Origin of the sequence: Actinomadura sp. 3N508 (assembly GCF_044326375.1) — a bacterium.
Taxonomy (GTDB): Bacteria; Actinomycetota; Actinomycetes; order Streptosporangiales; family Streptosporangiaceae; genus Spirillospora.
Genome location: NZ_JBIRAX010000012.1, coordinates 25,082 through 41,352, shown reverse-complemented (window position 1 = coordinate 41,352; position 16,271 = coordinate 25,082). Strand labels below are relative to the sequence as shown.

15 protein-coding genes are annotated in these 16,271 nt (G+C 72.0%); 3 read left to right on the top strand and 12 right to left on the bottom strand.

Annotated elements, in window-relative coordinates:
• Nucleotides 1-382: 382 nt before the first annotated feature.
• From ACH34S_RS33975 to ACH34S_RS33960, 4 genes are all read right to left on the bottom strand, one after another.
• On the bottom strand, nt 383-1,753 hold the full coding sequence (locus ACH34S_RS33975; RefSeq protein WP_395956975.1) for a PhoH family protein: 1,371 nt from the start codon (nt 1,751-1,753) through the stop codon (nt 383-385).
• 81 nt (nt 1,754-1,834) lie between these two features.
• Nucleotides 1,835-2,650, bottom strand: coding sequence for an isoprenyl transferase (locus tag ACH34S_RS33970; protein ID WP_395957213.1), 816 nt, complete (start codon nt 2,648-2,650; stop codon nt 1,835-1,837).
• 127 nt (nt 2,651-2,777) lie between these two features.
• Nucleotides 2,778-3,380: a hypothetical protein gene (locus ACH34S_RS33965; protein ID WP_395956974.1), complete on the bottom strand. Its 603-nt coding sequence runs from the start codon at nt 3,378-3,380 to the stop codon at nt 2,778-2,780.
• A gap of 131 nt (nt 3,381-3,511) precedes the next feature.
• Complete coding sequence (locus tag ACH34S_RS33960; RefSeq protein WP_395956973.1) at nt 3,512-4,036, bottom strand: hypothetical protein; 525 nt, start codon at nt 4,034-4,036, stop codon at nt 3,512-3,514.
• Between the two features lie 100 nt (nt 4,037-4,136).
• Between ACH34S_RS33960 and ACH34S_RS33955 the strand changes: the two genes are divergently transcribed.
• Both ACH34S_RS33955 and ACH34S_RS33950 read left to right on the top strand, forming a co-directional pair.
• On the top strand, nt 4,137-5,690 hold the full coding sequence (locus ACH34S_RS33955; RefSeq protein WP_395956971.1) for an MFS transporter: 1,554 nt from the start codon (nt 4,137-4,139) through the stop codon (nt 5,688-5,690).
• Complete coding sequence (locus ACH34S_RS33950) at nt 5,671-6,309, top strand: TetR family transcriptional regulator (RefSeq protein ID WP_395956970.1); 639 nt, start codon at nt 5,671-5,673, stop codon at nt 6,307-6,309. Before ACH34S_RS33955 ends, ACH34S_RS33950 begins: the two co-directional genes overlap by 20 nt.
• Nucleotide 6,310: 1 nt before the next feature.
• On the opposite strand, the gene ACH34S_RS33945 is transcribed toward ACH34S_RS33950, so the two are convergent.
• The 4 genes from ACH34S_RS33945 to ACH34S_RS33930 all read right to left on the bottom strand — a co-directional run bounded on the left by ACH34S_RS33945 (nt 6,311) and on the right by ACH34S_RS33930 (nt 12,133).
• The gene (locus ACH34S_RS33945; RefSeq protein ID WP_395956969.1) at nt 6,311-7,480 is read right to left on the bottom strand and encodes a C40 family peptidase; all 1,170 of its coding nucleotides are present in this window, start codon (nt 7,478-7,480) and stop codon (nt 6,311-6,313) included.
• 253 nt (nt 7,481-7,733) lie between these two features.
• Nucleotides 7,734-9,719 (bottom strand): thioredoxin domain-containing protein, encoded by a 1,986-nt coding sequence (locus ACH34S_RS33940; protein ID WP_395956968.1) that lies wholly within the window; start codon nt 9,717-9,719, stop codon nt 7,734-7,736.
• A gap of 61 nt (nt 9,720-9,780) precedes the next feature.
• Nucleotides 9,781-11,148, bottom strand: coding sequence for a dihydrolipoyl dehydrogenase family protein (locus ACH34S_RS33935; RefSeq protein WP_395956967.1), 1,368 nt, complete (start codon nt 11,146-11,148; stop codon nt 9,781-9,783).
• Complete coding sequence (locus ACH34S_RS33930; RefSeq protein WP_395956966.1) at nt 11,141-12,133, bottom strand: ribonuclease Z; 993 nt, start codon at nt 12,131-12,133, stop codon at nt 11,141-11,143. Before ACH34S_RS33930 ends, ACH34S_RS33935 begins: the two co-directional genes overlap by 8 nt.
• A 76-nt stretch (nt 12,134-12,209) precedes the next feature.
• Between ACH34S_RS33930 and ACH34S_RS33925 the strand changes: the two genes are divergently transcribed.
• Nucleotides 12,210-12,686: a pyridoxamine 5'-phosphate oxidase family protein gene (locus ACH34S_RS33925; protein WP_395956965.1), complete on the top strand. Its 477-nt coding sequence runs from the start codon at nt 12,210-12,212 to the stop codon at nt 12,684-12,686.
• 7 nt (nt 12,687-12,693) lie between these two features.
• Here the strand turns inward: ACH34S_RS33925 and ACH34S_RS33920 are convergent, their stop codons facing one another.
• Genes ACH34S_RS33920 through mca form a run of 4 tightly spaced genes read right to left on the bottom strand, consistent with a single transcriptional unit; the run spans nt 12,694 to nt 16,124 of the window.
• A complete protein-coding gene (locus tag ACH34S_RS33920) occupies nt 12,694-13,554 on the bottom strand; it encodes a hypothetical protein (RefSeq protein ID WP_395956964.1) in 861 nt (286 codons plus the stop codon).
• Nucleotides 13,555-13,595: 41 nt separating this feature from the next.
• The gene (locus ACH34S_RS33915) at nt 13,596-14,876 is read right to left on the bottom strand and encodes a low temperature requirement protein A (RefSeq protein WP_395956963.1); all 1,281 of its coding nucleotides are present in this window, start codon (nt 14,874-14,876) and stop codon (nt 13,596-13,598) included.
• 55 nt (nt 14,877-14,931) lie between these two features.
• On the bottom strand, nt 14,932-15,270 hold the full coding sequence (locus tag ACH34S_RS33910; protein ID WP_395956962.1) for a hypothetical protein: 339 nt from the start codon (nt 15,268-15,270) through the stop codon (nt 14,932-14,934).
• Nucleotides 15,261-16,124 carry a mycothiol conjugate amidase Mca gene (mca, locus tag ACH34S_RS33905; protein WP_395957212.1) on the bottom strand — a complete coding sequence of 288 codons (864 nt, stop codon included), beginning with the start codon at nt 16,122-16,124 and terminating at the stop codon, nt 15,261-15,263. The genes ACH34S_RS33910 and mca overlap by 10 nt, the downstream gene beginning before the upstream one ends.
• Between the last annotated feature and the right edge of the window lie 147 nt (nt 16,125-16,271).

Genomic DNA, 16,271 nt, shown 5'->3' with positions numbered 1-16,271 from the left:
CGCCCTGGAGGTCGCGGCGGCCCCGGACCCGGGCCGGCGCCGTGCCCGGTGCGCGCGTCGATGAGGGGACGCGCTCCGGTCCGGCACCGCTCGGGGGTGCTTACGGGGAGACACAATGCCTGAGGCCAAGGGAGGCTTCGCAACCGAAACGAGACGAAAGCTGTGGCTGGGGCCGTTGTCAACTCACTGGACGAACCGCCAAAACCGCGACGGGACCAGGGGTTCTCCACCCCCACGGGGCATCCTGTGACCTTCCTCACAAACCCACTGTGCGAGGTTTATCGATCACGTTCCGTAGACAGGATCCAGGACGTTCTGAGACGCGAACCCCGGCGGACCGCTCGCACGGCACCGCCGGGGTTCACTCACTCCTTGAAGGGGCTTAGCCGCCGACGTCGCCGAGCAGGTCGGTGACCAGCGCGGCGATCGGCGACCGCTCCGACCGCGTCAGCGTCACGTGCGCGAACAGCGGATGCCCCTTGAGCTTCTCCACCACCGCCGCGACGCCGTCGTGCCGCCCGACCCGCAGGTTGTCGCGCTGCGCCACGTCGTGCGTCAGGACGACCCGCGACCCCGCGCCGATCCGCGACAGCACGGTCAGCAGCACGCCGCGCTCCAGCGACTGCGCCTCGTCCACGATCACGAACGCGTCGTGCAGCGACCGGCCCCGGATGTGGGTGAGCGGCAGGACCTCCAACATGTCACGGTCCACGACCTCGTCGATGACGTCCGGCGTGGTCACCGCCGACAGGGTGTCGTAGACGGCCTGCGCCCACGGCGACATCTTCTCGTTCTCCGAGCCGGGCAGGTAGCCGAGCTCCTGGCCGCCGACCGCGTACAGGGGGCGGAACACCACGACCTTGCGGTGCCGCCCGCGCTCCATCACCGCCTCCAGGCCCGCGCACAGCGCGAGCGCCGACTTGCCGGTGCCGGCCCGGCCGCCGAGCGAGACGATGCCGACGTCCTCGTCCATCAGCAGGTCGAGCGCGATGCGCTGCTCGGCGGACCGGCCGCGCAGCCCGAACACCTCCCGGTCGCCGCGGACCAGCTTCACCGACTTGTCCGGCAGCGTCCGGCCGAGCGCCGAGCCGCGCTCCGACAGCAGCCGCAGCCCCGTGTGGCACGGCAGGTCCCGCGCCTCGTCGACGTCCGCGGAGCCCGACTCGTACAGGCCTTCCAGGACCCCGGCGGGCACCTCCAGCTCCCGCATGCCCGTCCAGCCGGACTCCACGACGGCCAGCTCCGCCCGGTACTCCTCGGCGGTGAGGCCGACCGCGGACGCCTTCACCCGCATCGGCAGGTCCTTGGAGACCAGCACGACGTCGCGCCCCTCGTGCGCGAGCCACGCCGCGACCGACAGGATGCGGGTGTCGTTGTCGCCGAGCCGGAACCCGTCGGGCAGCACGCTCGGGTCGGCGTGGTTCAGCTCGACGCGGAGCGTGCCGCCCTGGTCGCCGAGCGGGCCGTCCACGGACACCGGCTCGTCCAGGCGGCCGTGGCGCAGGCGCAGGTCGTCGAGCATGCGCAGGGCCTGCCGGGCGAAGTAGCCGAGCTCGGGATGGTGGCGTTTGGCCTCCAGCTCGGAGATCACGACGATGGGGAGTACGACCTCATGCTCGGCGAACCGTGTCAGCGCCCCCGGGTCGGCGAGCAGGACGCTGGTGTCGAGGACGTACGTGCGCCGATCCGGGACGACGGAGGTACCGGAGGTGTTCCCGGACGGGCCGGGACGGCGCGCGGAGGTTGTGGCCACTCGATCTCCCTGATGATGGGGGACTTGCCAGTGGCGCATGGGTCCGCCGCGTATGCGGTGGTGGGGGCCGGAGGACGGCCGTCAGGTACCGTAGCGCCGGTGCCGCGCGGCGTACGAGCGCATGGCCCGGAGGAAGTCGACCTTGCGGAAGTCCGGCCAGTGGACCTCGCAGAAGTGGAACTCCGAGTGGGCGCTCTGCCAGAGCATGAAGCCGGAGAGACGCTGCTCCCCCGAGGTGCGGATGACCAGGTCAGGATCCGGCTGGCCGCGCGTGTAGAGATGCTCCGCGATGTGCTCAACGTCGAGGATCTCGGCGAGTTCCTCGATGCTGGTGCCCCGGCTCGCCTGCTCGATGAGCAGAGAGCGCACCGCATCAGCGATCTCACGCCTACCCCCATACCCAACCGCGACGTTCACAATCAGGCCCGGGGCGTCCGATGTGGCCTCACCGGCGTCTTTCAGGACACGGGCGGTCTTGTCGGGCAGGAGGTCGAGGGCGCCGACGGGCTTGACGTGCCAGCCGTCGGCGGCGAGCTTCTTGACGGTGGTCTCGATGATCTCCAGCAGCGGGTCCAGCTCGGCGGCGGGACGGTTCAGGTTGTCGGTGGACAGCAGCCACAGCGTGACGTGCTCCACCCCCGCCTCCGTGCTCCATTGCAGCAGCTCAGAGATCTTCTGCGCGCCGCGCTGGTGGCCGGAGTTGACGTCGGCGAGGCCCATCGACCTGGCCCAGCGGCGGTTCCCGTCCAGGATCACGCCGATGTGGCGGGGCGTGACGTCCTTCGGCAGCGACGCCTCGACCCGGTGCTCGTACATCCGGTAGACGACGTCGCGGACGGCCGCGTACGGGCCGGTGTGGCGGATGGCGGAGGTCAGCCGTCCCCCGGCCGTCCGCATGCCGGTGCGTGGCTTTCCCGTACGCCGAACCCCCATATGGGCATCCCTTCGAGCGGCGTCCCTGGCGGGAGGACGCTCAATTATGGCCCGACGGCGCTACTTATCTCACCGTTCCCGTCATGTCAGGCTAATGCGCAGGGCGCTCCAGAGCGGCTGTTTGGCCTGCTCTGGCCCGTTCCCCACCGGGAGAACGGCTTCCCGCGCCTTCCGGAAGGGATCTTTCGGCCTCCGCAAGCAGATCACCGAGGAACCGGGCCAGGTCCGAGGAGGTGAGCATGGCGCGGACGCCGCGCCCGCTCGCGCCCCACGCCTCGATGACGGCCCGCCGCGCGACCCGCCACCGCCCGGCCGCGGACTGCTGCCGCCCGACCCACATCGAGGACGTCCGCAGCGCGCAGCGCAGCTCGCCGGTGCTCACGACGTCGCCGCGGTCGCGGTAGCGGAAGGAGAACAGCTCGGGTTCGCGGGCCGCGCCGCCGGGCGGCTCCGGGAACCGGTCGTCGGGGTCGGGCCAGCGGACGGCCTGCGGGGACCCGTCGGCCCTGGCCGCGGCCACCCGGGCGGCGAGGTCGGCCAGGAAGTATCCGCACCGCTCCCCCACCGCGCCGAAGGAGTCGCCGTCGCGCCACAGCTCCAGCGTGACCTCGAACGGGGTGCCGCCGCGGTCGAGCGAGGCGACCGGGACGACGGCCAGGTCGGAGCCGTCCAGGCAACGGAGCCCGTGCGCCACCCGTCCACCCCCTGCTCGCCGCACGGCACCCGTCCCCGCGGGCCCGCTTGAAGGCACAGTAGGGCAGGGCGGCACCATGATCACACCCCATGATCATTTGGTTCCGGTAATGAAGCCGGGCCGGTGCGGGCTCAGGCCTTGGGACCGGCGGCGCGGGCGCGTTCGACGTGCTGGAGCGCGGAACGCAGCTCCGACAGCCATTCGTCGGTGTTCTTGCCGACGAGCCGCACGCACCAGGCGAGCGCGTCGCTGCGGCTGCGGGCGACGCCGGCCTCGACGAGGGTGTCCAGGACGCGCCGTTCGGGCTGCCGGAGCCGGGTCATGACGGGCACGGACAGGGTGGTGAACATCTCGCGCTCGCCGCCGCACTCGACGCCCCAGGAGACCTTGTGGCCGAAGCGCCGTTCGGCCTCCCGGGCGATGCCCATGCGGTGTTCGCGGGTCTCCTCGCGGAACCGCTGGACGTGCCCGGCGATCGCGCCGGCCCGCTCCGCCTCGGACGCCTCCGGCGCCGCGGCGGCCGGTTCGGGGAGGCGGCCGATGACGCTGACCTCCTCGCGGTCGAGGACGACCTCCGGCGGTCCCTCGAACCAGTCGTCGGGGAGCCGTCCGGAGAACCAGCCGCGGAGCTGCTCCACCGCTTCACTCGTACTCATGTAATCAAAATTACAACCCGCCGTCGCCATGCGCCAGCCTCCCACGCCATTGACATTCACCATCTTTTGAGAGTTACTCTCATTTCATAGTTCACTCCAAATGGAGGTGACCACCATGGTGGTGGGGTACGGCCGGCGCTGGCTGGGGCTGGCGGCGCTGGCGCTCTGCATGCTGGTGCTCGGGTTCGACCTGACGATCCTCAACGTGGCGCTGACCACGCTCTCGGCGGAGCTGGACGCGAGCACCAGCGAGCTGCAGTGGATCGTCGACTCCTACCTGCTGGTCTTCGGGGCGCTGCTGCTTCCGGCCGGGCTGCTCGGCGACCGGTTCGGCCGCAAGTGGCTGCTGATCGCCGGTCTCGGGATCTTCGGCGCCGCGTCGCTGGCCGGCGCGTTCGCCGGCGGCACCGGCGGCGTCATCGCGGCCCGCGCGGTCATGGGGCTCGGCGCCGCGATCGTGACACCGCTGTCGATGTCGATGATTCCGGCGATCTTCCCGGCGGAGGAGCGGACCAGGGCCGTCGCGATCTGGTCGGCGTCCACCGCGCTCGGGCTCCCGCTCGGCCCGCTGCTCGGCGGCTGGCTGCTGGAGAACTTCTGGTGGGGCTCGATCTTCCTGATCAACGTGCCGATCGTGATCGCGGGCGGCCTCGCGGTCGCGCTGCTGCTGCCCGAGACACGGGACCCGTCCGCGCCCCCCGTCGACGGGGTCGGCGCGCTGCTGTCCATGGGCGGGATCGTCGCGCTCGTGTACGGGGTCATCGAGGCCCCGGTGCGCGGCTGGGGCGACGCGGTCGTGCTCGGCTCGTTCGCCTTCGCGGCCGTCCTGCTGGCGGGCTTCGCGCTCTGGGAGCGGCGCGTCACCGCCCCCATGCTCCCCACGAAACTGTTCCGCGACGCCCGGTTCGTGTGGGCGATGGTCGCCGCCGTCACGGCGAACCTGATGCTGGCGGGCGTGCTGTTCGTCGTCCCGCAGTACCTGGAGGCCGTGCAGGGCAACGGCGTCTTCGACACGGGCCTGAAGCTCATCCCGATGCTGCTCGGCCTCATGGGCGGCGCCCTCGCGACCGACCGCGCGACGCCGCGCTTCGGGCACAAGCCGGTCATCGTGCTGGGCCTGCTGGTGCTGGCGGCCGGTTTCGGCTGGGGCGCGCTCACGGACACCGGCGACGGCTACGCCCAGACCGTCGGGTGGCTGGTGGTGATCGGGCTCGGCAGCGGCCTCACGATGGTCCCGGCGATGGACGCGATCCTCGCCACCCTCCCCGCCGACCAGGCGGGACGCGGCTCCGGGCTCGTCCAGACGCTGCGCCAGACCGGTGCCACGCTCGGTGTCGCCGGGCTCGGCAGCCTGCTGTCGGCGATCTACCGCGACCGCGTCGGCACCGGCGGCCTCCCGGCGGAGGCGGCGACGGCCGCCCGGGACTCGCTGGGCGGCGCCGTCGCGGTCGCGGACCGGCTCGGCGACGGCGGCCTGCTCGCCTCCGCGCGGGACGCCTACGTCCACGGCATGGCCTCGGTGCTCGGCGCCTGCGGGGCCGCCGCGCTCGCCGTCGCCGTCCTGCTGTGGCGCTTCCAGCCCGGACGCGCCCCGGGAGATGCGGGGCCCACCGCCGATGCCACAGAATCAGGCCATGAGCACGTCGCACCCTGAGCATGCGATCGACCGGCTGGAGGAGCGGCTCGCCCGGCTTCCGCTGCGCGAGCGCAAGAAGCTGAGGACCCGGAGGGCCATCCAGGACCACGCCCTCCGGCTCTTCACCGAGCAGGGGTACGACGGGACGACGGTGGAGCAGATCGCGGCGGCGGCGGAGATCTCGCCGAGCACGTTCTTCCGCTACTTCCCCACCAAGGAGGACGTCGTCCTCACCGACGAGTACGACCCGCTCATCGCGGAGATGTTCCGCGAGCAGCCGCCGGAGACGCCCCCGCTCGAGGCGTTCCGCGCCGTGATCCGCGAGATCATGACGCAGATGCAGGCGGTGGACCTGCCGGCCACCCGGACGCGCCTGCGGCTCATGGCCGAGGTCCCCGCGCTGCGCGGGCGGATGGCCGAGACCATGCGGGTGGGGACGCGCGCCGTCCTGTCCGAGCTCGTCGCCGAACGGACCGGGCGGCGCGGCGACGATCCCGAAGTCGAAACGTTTAGCTGGGCGGTGCTGGGCGTCCTGCAGGCGGCGCTCTACCGGTGGCTGGAGAACCCCGAGGAGCTCGATCTGGCCGCCCTCATCGACCGGAACCTGGAGTTCCTCGGCCGCGGCTGCCCGCTATAGCTCAGCGCGCGAGGCCGTTGGCGATCTTGGGGCTGACCCGGACGGCGCCGCGCATGTTGCGGGTGTAGACGTCCTGCACCTGGACCACGGTGCCGCGCCTCGGGGCGGCCAGCATCTTGCCCTTCCCGAGGTAGAGCGCGATGTGGGAGATGTAGCCGGGCGCGGTCGGGTCGTTGGCCCAGATGAGCATGTCGCCGGGCTGGGCCTTGCTGTACGGGACGACCCAGCCGACGCGCGCCTGGTCGGCCGCGACGCGCGGGAGCCTGATGCCGGCCTTGGCGAACGCGTACTGCATGAGGCCGGAGCAGTCGTAGCCGCCCTCCTGCTCGGACTCGCCACCCCACACGTACGGCCAGCCGAGCCGGGTGTGCGCGGCCTGGATCACCGTCCGGACCTGCCGGGCCGTCATGACCTGCCCGCCGGGCGGGCTGCCCGGCGTCGCGGGCTCGATCTCCGGGTTGACGGCGACGGCCTTGGCGCCCTTCGGCAGCACCTTGCGGAGCTTCTTGATGAACGTCTTCGGCTCGGTCTTCGGCACGCTGATCAGCATCGCGTTGCCGGACGGCATGCCGAGGGCCTGCGCGGTGGCGCGCGAGACGACCGCGTCCACGTCGCCGATGCCCATCGTCGCGTAGGCGCCCACGCGCAGCGGCGCCTGGCTGCTCCGGCCGCCGACGGGGACCTGGCTGCCGAGCGCCACGCCGCCGTCGTTGCCCATCGTGAAGGAGATCGCGACGTCGCCGGCGGCCACGTTCCGCCACAGGGCGTCCGACCGGGCGGTGGGCTTCGGCGTGTAGTTGCGGAACGTGGACGGGTCGACGCCCATCAGCCCGACCCGCTTGCCCGCGACCATGCCCTGCACGGCGTCCACGACCTCGACGCCCTTCACGTTCTTGGCGCCGCGCACCCTGGAGACCAGCTCGGGCGGAAGGGTGGACGGCGCGGCGACCAGGACGTGCGGGGTGAGCCGCGTGCCCTGCGGTGCGACGGCGCCGGACGCGAGGCCGGTGCGGTCGGACGCGGCCACGAACCGGCCGAACCGCTCGGTGCCGCGGGTGGTCGCGGAACCGTCGTCACCGCGCGCGACCAGGACGGCGACGTTGGCGCCGAGAGTCGTCAGTACTGAAACGCCGATGATCGTCGGAAGGGCCCGGCGGTTCGGCTTTCCCACTGCCACACTCCTCGAAAGGTCGGCCCTGTTGTGGACGTCACACCGTGTTCTAACGTCGCACGCGGTTGTTAAGTTCGCGATGGACCCGGGTTCCGTCCGGACGCCGTCCAGATACCCGGCGGTTCCGGCGGTCACGCTCGTCCGGACTGCCCCGTTGGGTCAGCCTCGTCCCTGCTACTCAGTGGTAACACCAAGCGGGTACGAGATCAAGGTCACGCTGCCACAAAATGGATGAATCGTCCAATGTCGCACGTCATCCCGAAGACCCGAGCAATTCTCGCGTCAATTCCGCCGAAGACGTCACCGGCCGCCGGCAGACGAACCCGCGGCACACGTACGCCGACGGGACGCCGTCCACCAGTCCGCGCCCCTCCAGCAGTGGCACGCCCTCCGCGTCCGGCGGGCCCACGCTCACCACCGCGCCCGGCGCGACCGCCATCAGCGCGGTCCGGTGCAGCACGCGGGTGCGCTCGTCGTCCGGGTCGCCGATCACCGCGATCTCCACCGGCCCCGACGCCCGCGCCTCCGCCACGGCCAGGCCCCAGCCGGCGAACCGCGCGTGCTTGTCGGCGAGCGTCCCCGCCGGGCCGAGCGCCGCCTCCGCGGACTGCCGGTGCCAGTCCGACGCGGTCAGCGCCGCGAACGACAGCAGCGCGCCCGCGGCGGCGAACTGCCCCGACGGCACCGCGTTGTCGGTCGGGTCCTGCGGGCGCCGGAAGAGCCGCTCCGCGTCGTCGGCGGTGTCGTAGAACCCGCCGGACCCGTCCCCGAACCGTTCCAGGACGGTGTTCAGCAACTCACCGGCCAGCCGCACGTGCCGCGGGTCCCCCGTGACGCCGTGCAGGGCGAGCAGCCCCTCGGCGACGTCCGCGTAGTCCTCCAGAACACCGGCGTTGGCGCCAGCGACCCCGCCCCGCGACGTCCGTGCCAGGCGTCCCTCATGCAGATGCACATCGACCAGCAGCCGCGCCACCTCCTCGGCCGCCCGGACGAGATCCGGGCGGTCGAACAGCGCCCCGCACTCCGCCAGCGCCGCGATGGCGAGCCCGTTCCATGCGGCCACGACCTTGTCGTCCCGCGCGGGCGGAATCCTGTGCGCGCGCGCCGCCAGCAACGTCGTCCGCACACGCTCGTACCGTTCGGCGTCATCGGGGTCACTGAGAAGTTGCAGAACCGACGTCCCATGCTCGAACGTCCCTGTCACCTCGAACAGGCTCTCCGCGTATGCGCCGTCGTCGTCCCCGAGCACCTCGCGCAGCTGTGCGGGCGTCCAGACGTAGTACTTGCCTTCGACGCCTTCACTGTCGGCATCCAGTGCCGATGCGAGGCCGCCTTCGTCCGTCCGGAGGTCGCGGAGCATCCAGTCGCACGTCTCCAGCGCCACCCGCCGCGCGAACGGCGTCCCGGTCAGCCGCCACCAGTGCGCGTAGACCCGAGCAAGCAACGCGTTGTCGTAGAGCATCTTCTCGAAATGCGGCACGACCCAGGCCGCGTCCACCGAGTACCGGGCGAACCCGCCGCCGAGCTGGTCGTACATCCCGCCCCGCGCCATCGCCTCCATGGTGTGCGCGGCCATCGCGAGGGCCTCGTCGTCGCCCGTCCGCGCGTGGTGGCGCAGCAGGAACTCCAGCGCCATCGACGGCGGGAACTTCGGCGCGCCACCGAACCCGCCGCGCGCCGCGTCGTACGACGCGCCCAGCACCTTCACCGCACGCGCGAGCATCTCCTCGCCCGGCGCCTCCGTGCCCGCGAGCCCCGACCCGCGCGAGGTGAGCGCGTCGACGACCTGCCGCCCCTGCCCCACCACCTCGTCGCGCTGCTCCGTCCACGCCTTGTGGACGGCCTGCAGCAACGCCCGGAACTGCGCCCGCGGGAAGTACGTCCCGCAGTAGAACGGATGCCCGTCCGGGGTCATGAACACCGTCATCGGCCACCCGCCCTGGCCCGTCATGGCCTGGGTCGCCTCCATGTAGACGGCGTCGATGTCCGGCCGTTCCTCCCGGTCCACCTTGATGTTCACGAACAGCTCGTTCATGATCCGCGCCGTCTCGCCGTCCTCGAACGACTCATGCGCCATCACATGACACCAATGACAAGCCGCATATCCAACAGAAAGGAGAACAGGGACGTCTCGCCGCCGCGCCTCGGCGAGCGCCTCGTCGCCCCACTCCCACCAGTCGACCGGATTGTCCGCGTGCTGCAGCAGGTACGGGCTTGTCGCATGCTCGAGCCGGTTCATGCCACCGATCCTGCCCGATCCGGCCGCCGCCTCACGCCTCCACCCGCACCGACGCGCGAACTCACCCCGAGCGGCTCGCCAGGTCTGCCAGGGCGGGTTCTATCGCGCGGTGGAAGGTGGGGTAGGCGTAGATCATTTCGCGGAGGACGGCGGTGGGGGTCTCGGTGTGGACGGCGACGGACAGGAAGCCGAGGATCTCGCCCGCGTAGGGGCCCGCGGCCGTGGCGCCGACCAGGGTGCCCCATTCGGTGCTCTCGACGAGCTTGATGAAACCGTCGTTGCCGACCTTGTGGATCCAGCCCCGGGACGAGTCGGGGATCTGGGACGTGCCGGTGCGGACCGGCAGGTTCTGCTCGCGTGCCTGCGCTTCGGTCAGGCCGACGGAGGCGATCTCGGGGTCGGTGAACGTGACGCGCGGGACGGCGCGGTAGGCGGCGGGCGTGCCCTCCTCGCCGAGGATGTCGCGGACGGCGATGGCCGCCTGGTACATGGAGACGTGCGTGAACGCGCCCATGCCCGTGATGTCGCCGATCGCCCAGACGCCGTCGGCGGCGCGGAGGTGGCCGTCCACGGGGACGCTGCGGGCGTTCTCGTCCAGGCCGACGTGCTCCAGGCCGAGACCCTTCAGGTTGGGGCGGCGGCCGGTCGCGACGAGGAGGCGGTCGGCGGCGAGGGTCTCGTCGCCGAGGTGCATGGTGAACTCGTCGTTCTCGTGGCTGACGGCCGTGACCTTCACGCCGGTGCGGACGCCGATGCCCTCGCGCTCGAAGACGTCGCGGATCAGGGCGCTCGACTCCGGCTCCTCGTTGAGGAGGAGACGGTCGGCGGCCTCGACGACCGTGACGCGGGTGTCGAAGCGGGAGAAGACCTGCGCCATCTCGGCGCCCACGACGCCGCCGCCGAGCACGATGAGCGACGCGGGAACCTCGGTGACCTGGACGGCCTCGCGGTTCGTCCAGTACGGGGTGCCGGCCAGGCCGTCGATGGGCGGGGCCGTGGGAGACGTGCCGGTGTTGAGGACGATTCCGCGGCGGGCACGGAACACGCGGTCGTCCACCGTCACCTCGCGGGGGGCGGTGATGCGGCCCTCGCCGCGGACCAGCGTGGCGCCCTTGCCGGTGAGGCGGTCGGCGGCGGTCTTGTCGTCGCACCCGTCGGTCGCCTCGTCGCGGATCCGGGCCGCGACCGGCGCCCAGTCGGGACGGACGTCGGCGACGCCCGCCATCCCGGGGACGCGGCCGCCGTCCGCGAGAAGCCCCGCGGCGCGCACCATGATCTTGGTGGGCACGCAGGCGTAGTACGGGCATTCGCCGCCGACCAGCCGCGACTCCACCGCGACGACGGACAGGCCCGCCTCGGCGAGCCGTCCGGCGGCGTCCTCGCCGCCGGGGCCGAGACCGATCACCACGACATCCACTTCGTCAGCCATGCCCGGACTCCTGCCCAAGATCGCGGCCGGTTAGCCGGTCCCGTTCGATTTGCTCTGGCGGCTTTCGGCGGGACGGCAGCGGGATCCGGTCCAGGTCGTGCACGAGGGTGATGTCGCCGGCGAAATGGGCGGACGCCTCGTCCAGGAAGAGCTGCTCGTCCTCGGCGCGGTACCGCTCGGAGAAGTGCGTCAGGACCAGGTGCCGGACGCCCGCGGCCGTGGCGGCTTTAGCTGCTTGTGCCGCGGTGAGGTGACCGTATTCGGAGGCCAGGGCGGCGTCCTGGTGGAGGAACGTGGATTCGATGACCAGGAGGTCCACGCCGTGGGCGAGGCCGGTGATGGCGTCGCAGAGGCGAGTGTCCATGATGAAGGCGACCTTCTGGCCTGGGCGGCGGACGCTGCACTCGTCGAGCGTGACCGTCCGGCCGTCCGGGGTGGTCACGCGGCCTTCTTCTTGGAGCCGCCGCACCAGCGGGCCGCGAATCCCCTTGGCGGCGAGTTCGGCGGGCAGCATCGTCACACCGTCCGGCTCCTCAAGCCGGTAGCCGTATGCCTCCACCGGGTGGGAGAGACGCCGCGCGGTCAGGCTGAAGGGCGCCCCGCCGGTGTCGAGGACCATGCGGTCGCCCGAGATCGGGTGTTCGCGGATGACGCCGGTGTCGCGGAAGACGGCCGCGTGCCGCAGCCGCGTCCAGTACTCCGTGCCGCTCGCCGGGAACGCCGCGTCCACCGGGTGCTCGACGCCGTCGCGGGCGATGCGCTGGACGATCCCCGGGACGCCGAGGCAGTGGTCGCCGTGGAAGTGGGTCACGCAGATCCAGGTCACGTCGTGCGCGGCGACCCCGGCGCGCGTCATCTGCCGCTGCGTGCCCTCGCCGGGGTCGAACAGCAGGCCGTGGCCGTCCCAGCGCAGCAGGTACCCGTTGTGGTTGCGGGCCTTGGTCGGCACCGCGCTGGCCGAGCCCAGGACGATCAGATCGCGCATCCCCCCATGGTGCCGCCGCCGGGACCCGGGTAAGCGCTTGGTTATGCTGGGCGCGTCGTCGAGCGGGAGGTGCTCCGTGGCCGGTGGGAAGCGCGAGAAGATCCGGATGGCACCGGAGGAGGTGGCCTCCTATCTCGCCGCGCACTTCAAGGTCCAGGTCGCCACGGTCGGCCGGGACGGCGCCCCGCACCTGGTGACGATGTTCTACGCGCTGCTCGACGGCAAGATCGCGTTCACCACGTACCGGGCGTCGCAGAAGGTGCTGAACCTGCGCCGCGACCCGACCATGACGTGCCTGGTCGAGGACGGCGTGGAGTACGCCGAGCTGCGCGGCGTCGCCCTCTACGGCCGGGGTCTCGTCATCGAGGACCCGGAGCCGCGGTCGAAGGTCGGCATGGTGGTCGGATCCCGCATGGCGGGGCTGCCCGTGCCCGAGATCGGCGAGCCGATCGACCCGGTCGTCGCCGCGGGCATCGAGCAGGCGATCGCCAAGCGCGTCCTCGTCGTCATGGAACCCGAGCGCGTCGTCAGCTGGGACCACGGGAAGCTGTGACGGCGGATCAGGAAAGGGACGCGCGGCGGTCGGCGAGCGGGCCAGAGTTCGGGCTCTCTATCGATTCGTAGAGCTCGACGGCGCGGTCGAGGGCGGCGGCTTCGGCGGCCTGGTCACCGCGCTGGCGGGCGGCGTCGGCGATGTGGACGAACATCACGGCCTGCTGGTCGACGGCGCCCTGCCTCCGCATGATCTCCAGGGCCTGGCCGAAGAAGTTGGTGGCCGCGACGGGACGGCGGGCGCGCAGGTACGCCTCGCCGAGGCTCGCCAGCGCGCGGGCCCGGTTGTAGTGGTCCGGTTCGGGGAGGGCGGCGAACTCGTCCGGGAGAGGGCCGAGCAGGTCGATGGCGCGGTCGAGGTCGCCGGTCATGGTCAGCGCGCGGGCGAGGTTGTGGCGGGCCATCAGGATCGCGTACGGGTCACCGGCGGCTTCGGCGCGGCGCAGGCCGTCCTGGAGGGTCTCGGCCGCCTCCGCCCAGCGTTCCCGCTCCAGCAGCGCCAGCCCTCCGGCCTCCAGCTCCCCCTCCCCGGCCGCCGAGTCCCGGCCGGCGGTGGCGGCGAGGTAGTGGTCGAGGGCGCGGCGGAGCGCGGCGTCCCGCCCGGCCGCGGTCTCCTCGCGTTCCGCCAGCTCGCGGGCGTAGCCGCGCAGCGGCCCGGGAAGGGTGAACCGGTCTTCGCCGGACGTGGCGGCGAGCTCCCGGCCGGTCAGCGTCTCCAGCAGCTCGCGGGCCTCGGGTTCGGGGACGTCCGCCAGCGCGGCCGCCGCCGCGAGGCCGATGTCGTCGCCGGGATGCAGGCCCAGCAGCCTGAACAGCCGGGCCGCCGCCGGGCGGAGGCCCCGGTAGGCGTCCTCGAAGTTCGCGCGCACGTCGAGGGTCCTCCCCGGACGCGCCCCGATCGAACCGGCTCTCAGCCGGCCTTCAGCGGCCCCGGCAGCGGCACCCGCTCGCGGAGCTGCAACCGGTTGACGCGGACGTCCCACAGCGCCAGCGCCACCACCACGACCGCCGCGCAGATGTGCAGGGCGAGCGGCGTGAGCGCGTCGAGGGCGAACGCCGGTATCGCGAGCGCGGCGAGGGCGAGCAGCGCGGTCATCCTGGCGCGCGTGAACCCGCCGAAGACGGCCCGCTTGAACAGCGCGTGCCCGGCGATGAACAGGGCGGGCCCGCCGAGCGCGACGAGGGCGAACGCGGTGCTCACATGCCCGTCCGGGTGCGCCAGCACCTGCTCGTCCGCGACCGCGCTGACGACGATGCCCGCGACCATGACGATGTGGACGAAGGTGTAGGCCGACCGTCCGAGCCGTCCCGGGTCCGCGGACGACGCGATCCGCTCGGCGGCGGCCTCCGCGGTGTGGTCGAAGTAGATCCACCACAGCGCGACGGTGCCGACGAACGCGGACACGAACCCGGCCGTGATCGCCGCAGTCGGCGTGTGGTCGCCGAACGTCGCGCCGGTGACCAGCACCGTCTCGCCGAGCGCGATGATGAGGAACAGCTGGCAGCGCTCGGCCATGTGGGCGCCGTCGATCGTCCACTCGGTGGTGCTGGCCCGGCCGAGCAGCGGTGTCGCGTAGCCGTGCCACGGCGCGAGGCACTCCAGGGCGACGGCCAGCAGCCACAGCCCGGCGCGGGTGTCATGGCCGTCGACGAGGGCGCCGGCGATCCACAGCACGCCGGGGACGGCGTGCCAGAACAGGATCCGCTGGAAGCCCGCGCCCAGTTCGTGCCCCCGGGTGCAGACGACGGCGAACAGGGTGCGGCCGACCTGGATCGTGACGTAGGCGGCGGCGAACCACATCGCCTTGTCGCCGAACGCACCGGGCAGCATCGCCGCCATGAACAGCCCGGCGATCATCACGCCGACCAGCACCAGCCGGACGGCGGGATGGTCGGGGCTGAACCAGTTCGTCATCCAGGACGTGTACATCCACGCCCACCAGACCGCCAGCAGGAGCAGCAGCGTCTCGGCGGCCCCGCGCAGCGTGAGGTGCTCCAGCAGCAGGTGCGACAGCTGGGTGATCGCGAAGACGAAGACGAGGTCGAAGAAGAGCTCGAAGAAGGTGACCCGCGCGCCCTGCTCGCCGCGCTCTCGCAGCAGCGCGGTCACCCTGTGCGGACGGTCCGGTCCGGGCGCTGTGAAGCCCTCTGGACGATGCGCCGCGTCCGCCATGGGCGGCCCCCGCTTCATGTCAGGCGTGCTGCCGTTGTGTCAGCCGGGGGACGTGCGGCGGGGCGTCAGGACGTCAGGATTCGTCGTCGTCCGCCGGCGCCGTCCCGGCCTTGTCGATCTTAGCGGCGTCCCCCGCGGCAGCGGCGGCCTTCCCGGCGGCCGCCTTCTCCGCCTTCTCCGCCTTCTCCGTCTTCGCGGCCTCGGCGCGCTCCCACTCCTGCTGCTTCAGGTCCGCCTCCCGCGGCGCCTGGATCTTCTTCAACTGCTTGGTCATCGAGCGGAGCAGGAACACCGTCGCGACGAGCAGCGCGATGAAGACGGCGAAACCCAGGACACCGGGGCTGACGGTGTCGTCGTTCAGCGGGACGGCGGCGAGCACGGGCACTTCGGCGTGCGGGGCCACTACAGACACACCCTCTCCCGGATGCCGGCGAACAGGTCGTCCTCCGGCAGCTCGGTGTCGACCAGGGACCTGGCCAAATGGTAGTCCTCGGTGGGCCATGCCTCGCGCTGGACGTCCATCGGGACGACGAACCAGAACCCGTTGGGGTCGATCTGGGTGGCGTGGGCGAGCAGGGCCTGGTCCCTGGTCTCGAAGTGGTCGGCGCAGGGGACGCGCGTCGTCACGTCCCAGCTCGCGCGGTTCTCCTTCTTCTCCTCGAAGCCGTCCAGCCATTCGGCGTAGGGCGACTCCAGGCCGGCCGCCTCCATCGCGTTGTGCAGGGCGAGGATCCGCTCCTTGTTGAAGGTCATGTGGTAGTAGAGCTTCAGCGGCTGCCACGGCTCGCCGGTGCCCGGGTAGCGCTCCGGGTCGCCCGCCGCCTCGAACGCCTCCACCGACACCTCGTGGCACTTCACGTGGTCGGGATGCGGGTAGCCGCCCTTCTCGTCGTAGGTCAGCATCACGTGCGGCTTGAAGTCGCGGACGGCGCGCACCAGCGGCTCGGACGCCGATTCCAGCGGCTCGACCGCGAAGCAGCCCTCCGGCAGCGGCGGCAGCGGGTCGCCCTCGGGGAAGCCGGAGTCGACGAAGCCGAGCCAGCGCTGCTCGACGCCGAGGATCTCCCGCGCCCGCGCCATCTCCGCCTCGCGGACCTTGCCGATGTCGGCCTTGATCTCGGGACGGTCCATCGCCGGGTTCAGGATGTCGCCGCGCTCGCCGCCCGTACAGGTCACGACCAGGACCTCGACGCCCTCGGCGACGTACTTGGCCATCGTCGCCGCGCCCTTGCTGGACTCGTCGTCGGGGTGGGCGTGCACCGCCATGAGGCGCAGCGGCTCCGCGCCGCCGCCCGCCGCCCGGCCACTGACCGCCGTACCGCCGCTGACCGCCGTACCGCCGTCGACGGACGGCGCATCGTCGCCGACCGCCGTATCGATGACCTCGGACACGTGGGGATCTCCTGTTCGGAC

Excerpts from the sequence above, each read along its gene's own strand:
- ACH34S_RS33960 (WP_395956973.1), bottom strand. The coding sequence starts at position 4,036 with ATGAGTACGAGTGAAGCGGTGGAGCAGCTCCGCGGCTGGTTCTCCGGA.
- ACH34S_RS33950 (WP_395956970.1), top strand. The coding sequence starts at position 5,671 with ATGAGCACGTCGCACCCTGAGCATGCGATCGACCGGCTGGAGGAGCGG.
- ACH34S_RS33915 (WP_395956963.1), bottom strand. The coding sequence starts at position 14,876 with ATGAAGCGGGGGCCGCCCATGGCGGACGCGGCGCATCGTCCAGAGGGC.
- ACH34S_RS33930 (WP_395956966.1), bottom strand. The coding sequence starts at position 12,133 with ATGCGCGATCTGATCGTCCTGGGCTCGGCCAGCGCGGTGCCGACCAAG.
- ACH34S_RS33955 (WP_395956971.1), top strand. The coding sequence starts at position 4,137 with ATGGAGGTGACCACCATGGTGGTGGGGTACGGCCGGCGCTGGCTGGGG.
- ACH34S_RS33935 (WP_395956967.1), bottom strand. The coding sequence starts at position 11,148 with ATGGCTGACGAAGTGGATGTCGTGGTGATCGGTCTCGGCCCCGGCGGC.
- mca (WP_395957212.1), bottom strand. The coding sequence starts at position 16,124 with ATGGCGGTGCACGCCCACCCCGACGACGAGTCCAGCAAGGGCGCGGCG.
- ACH34S_RS33970 (WP_395957213.1), bottom strand. The coding sequence starts at position 2,650 with ATGCGGACGGCCGGGGGACGGCTGACCTCCGCCATCCGCCACACCGGC.
- ACH34S_RS33940 (WP_395956968.1), bottom strand. The coding sequence starts at position 9,719 with ATGAACCGGCTCGAGCATGCGACAAGCCCGTACCTGCTGCAGCACGCG.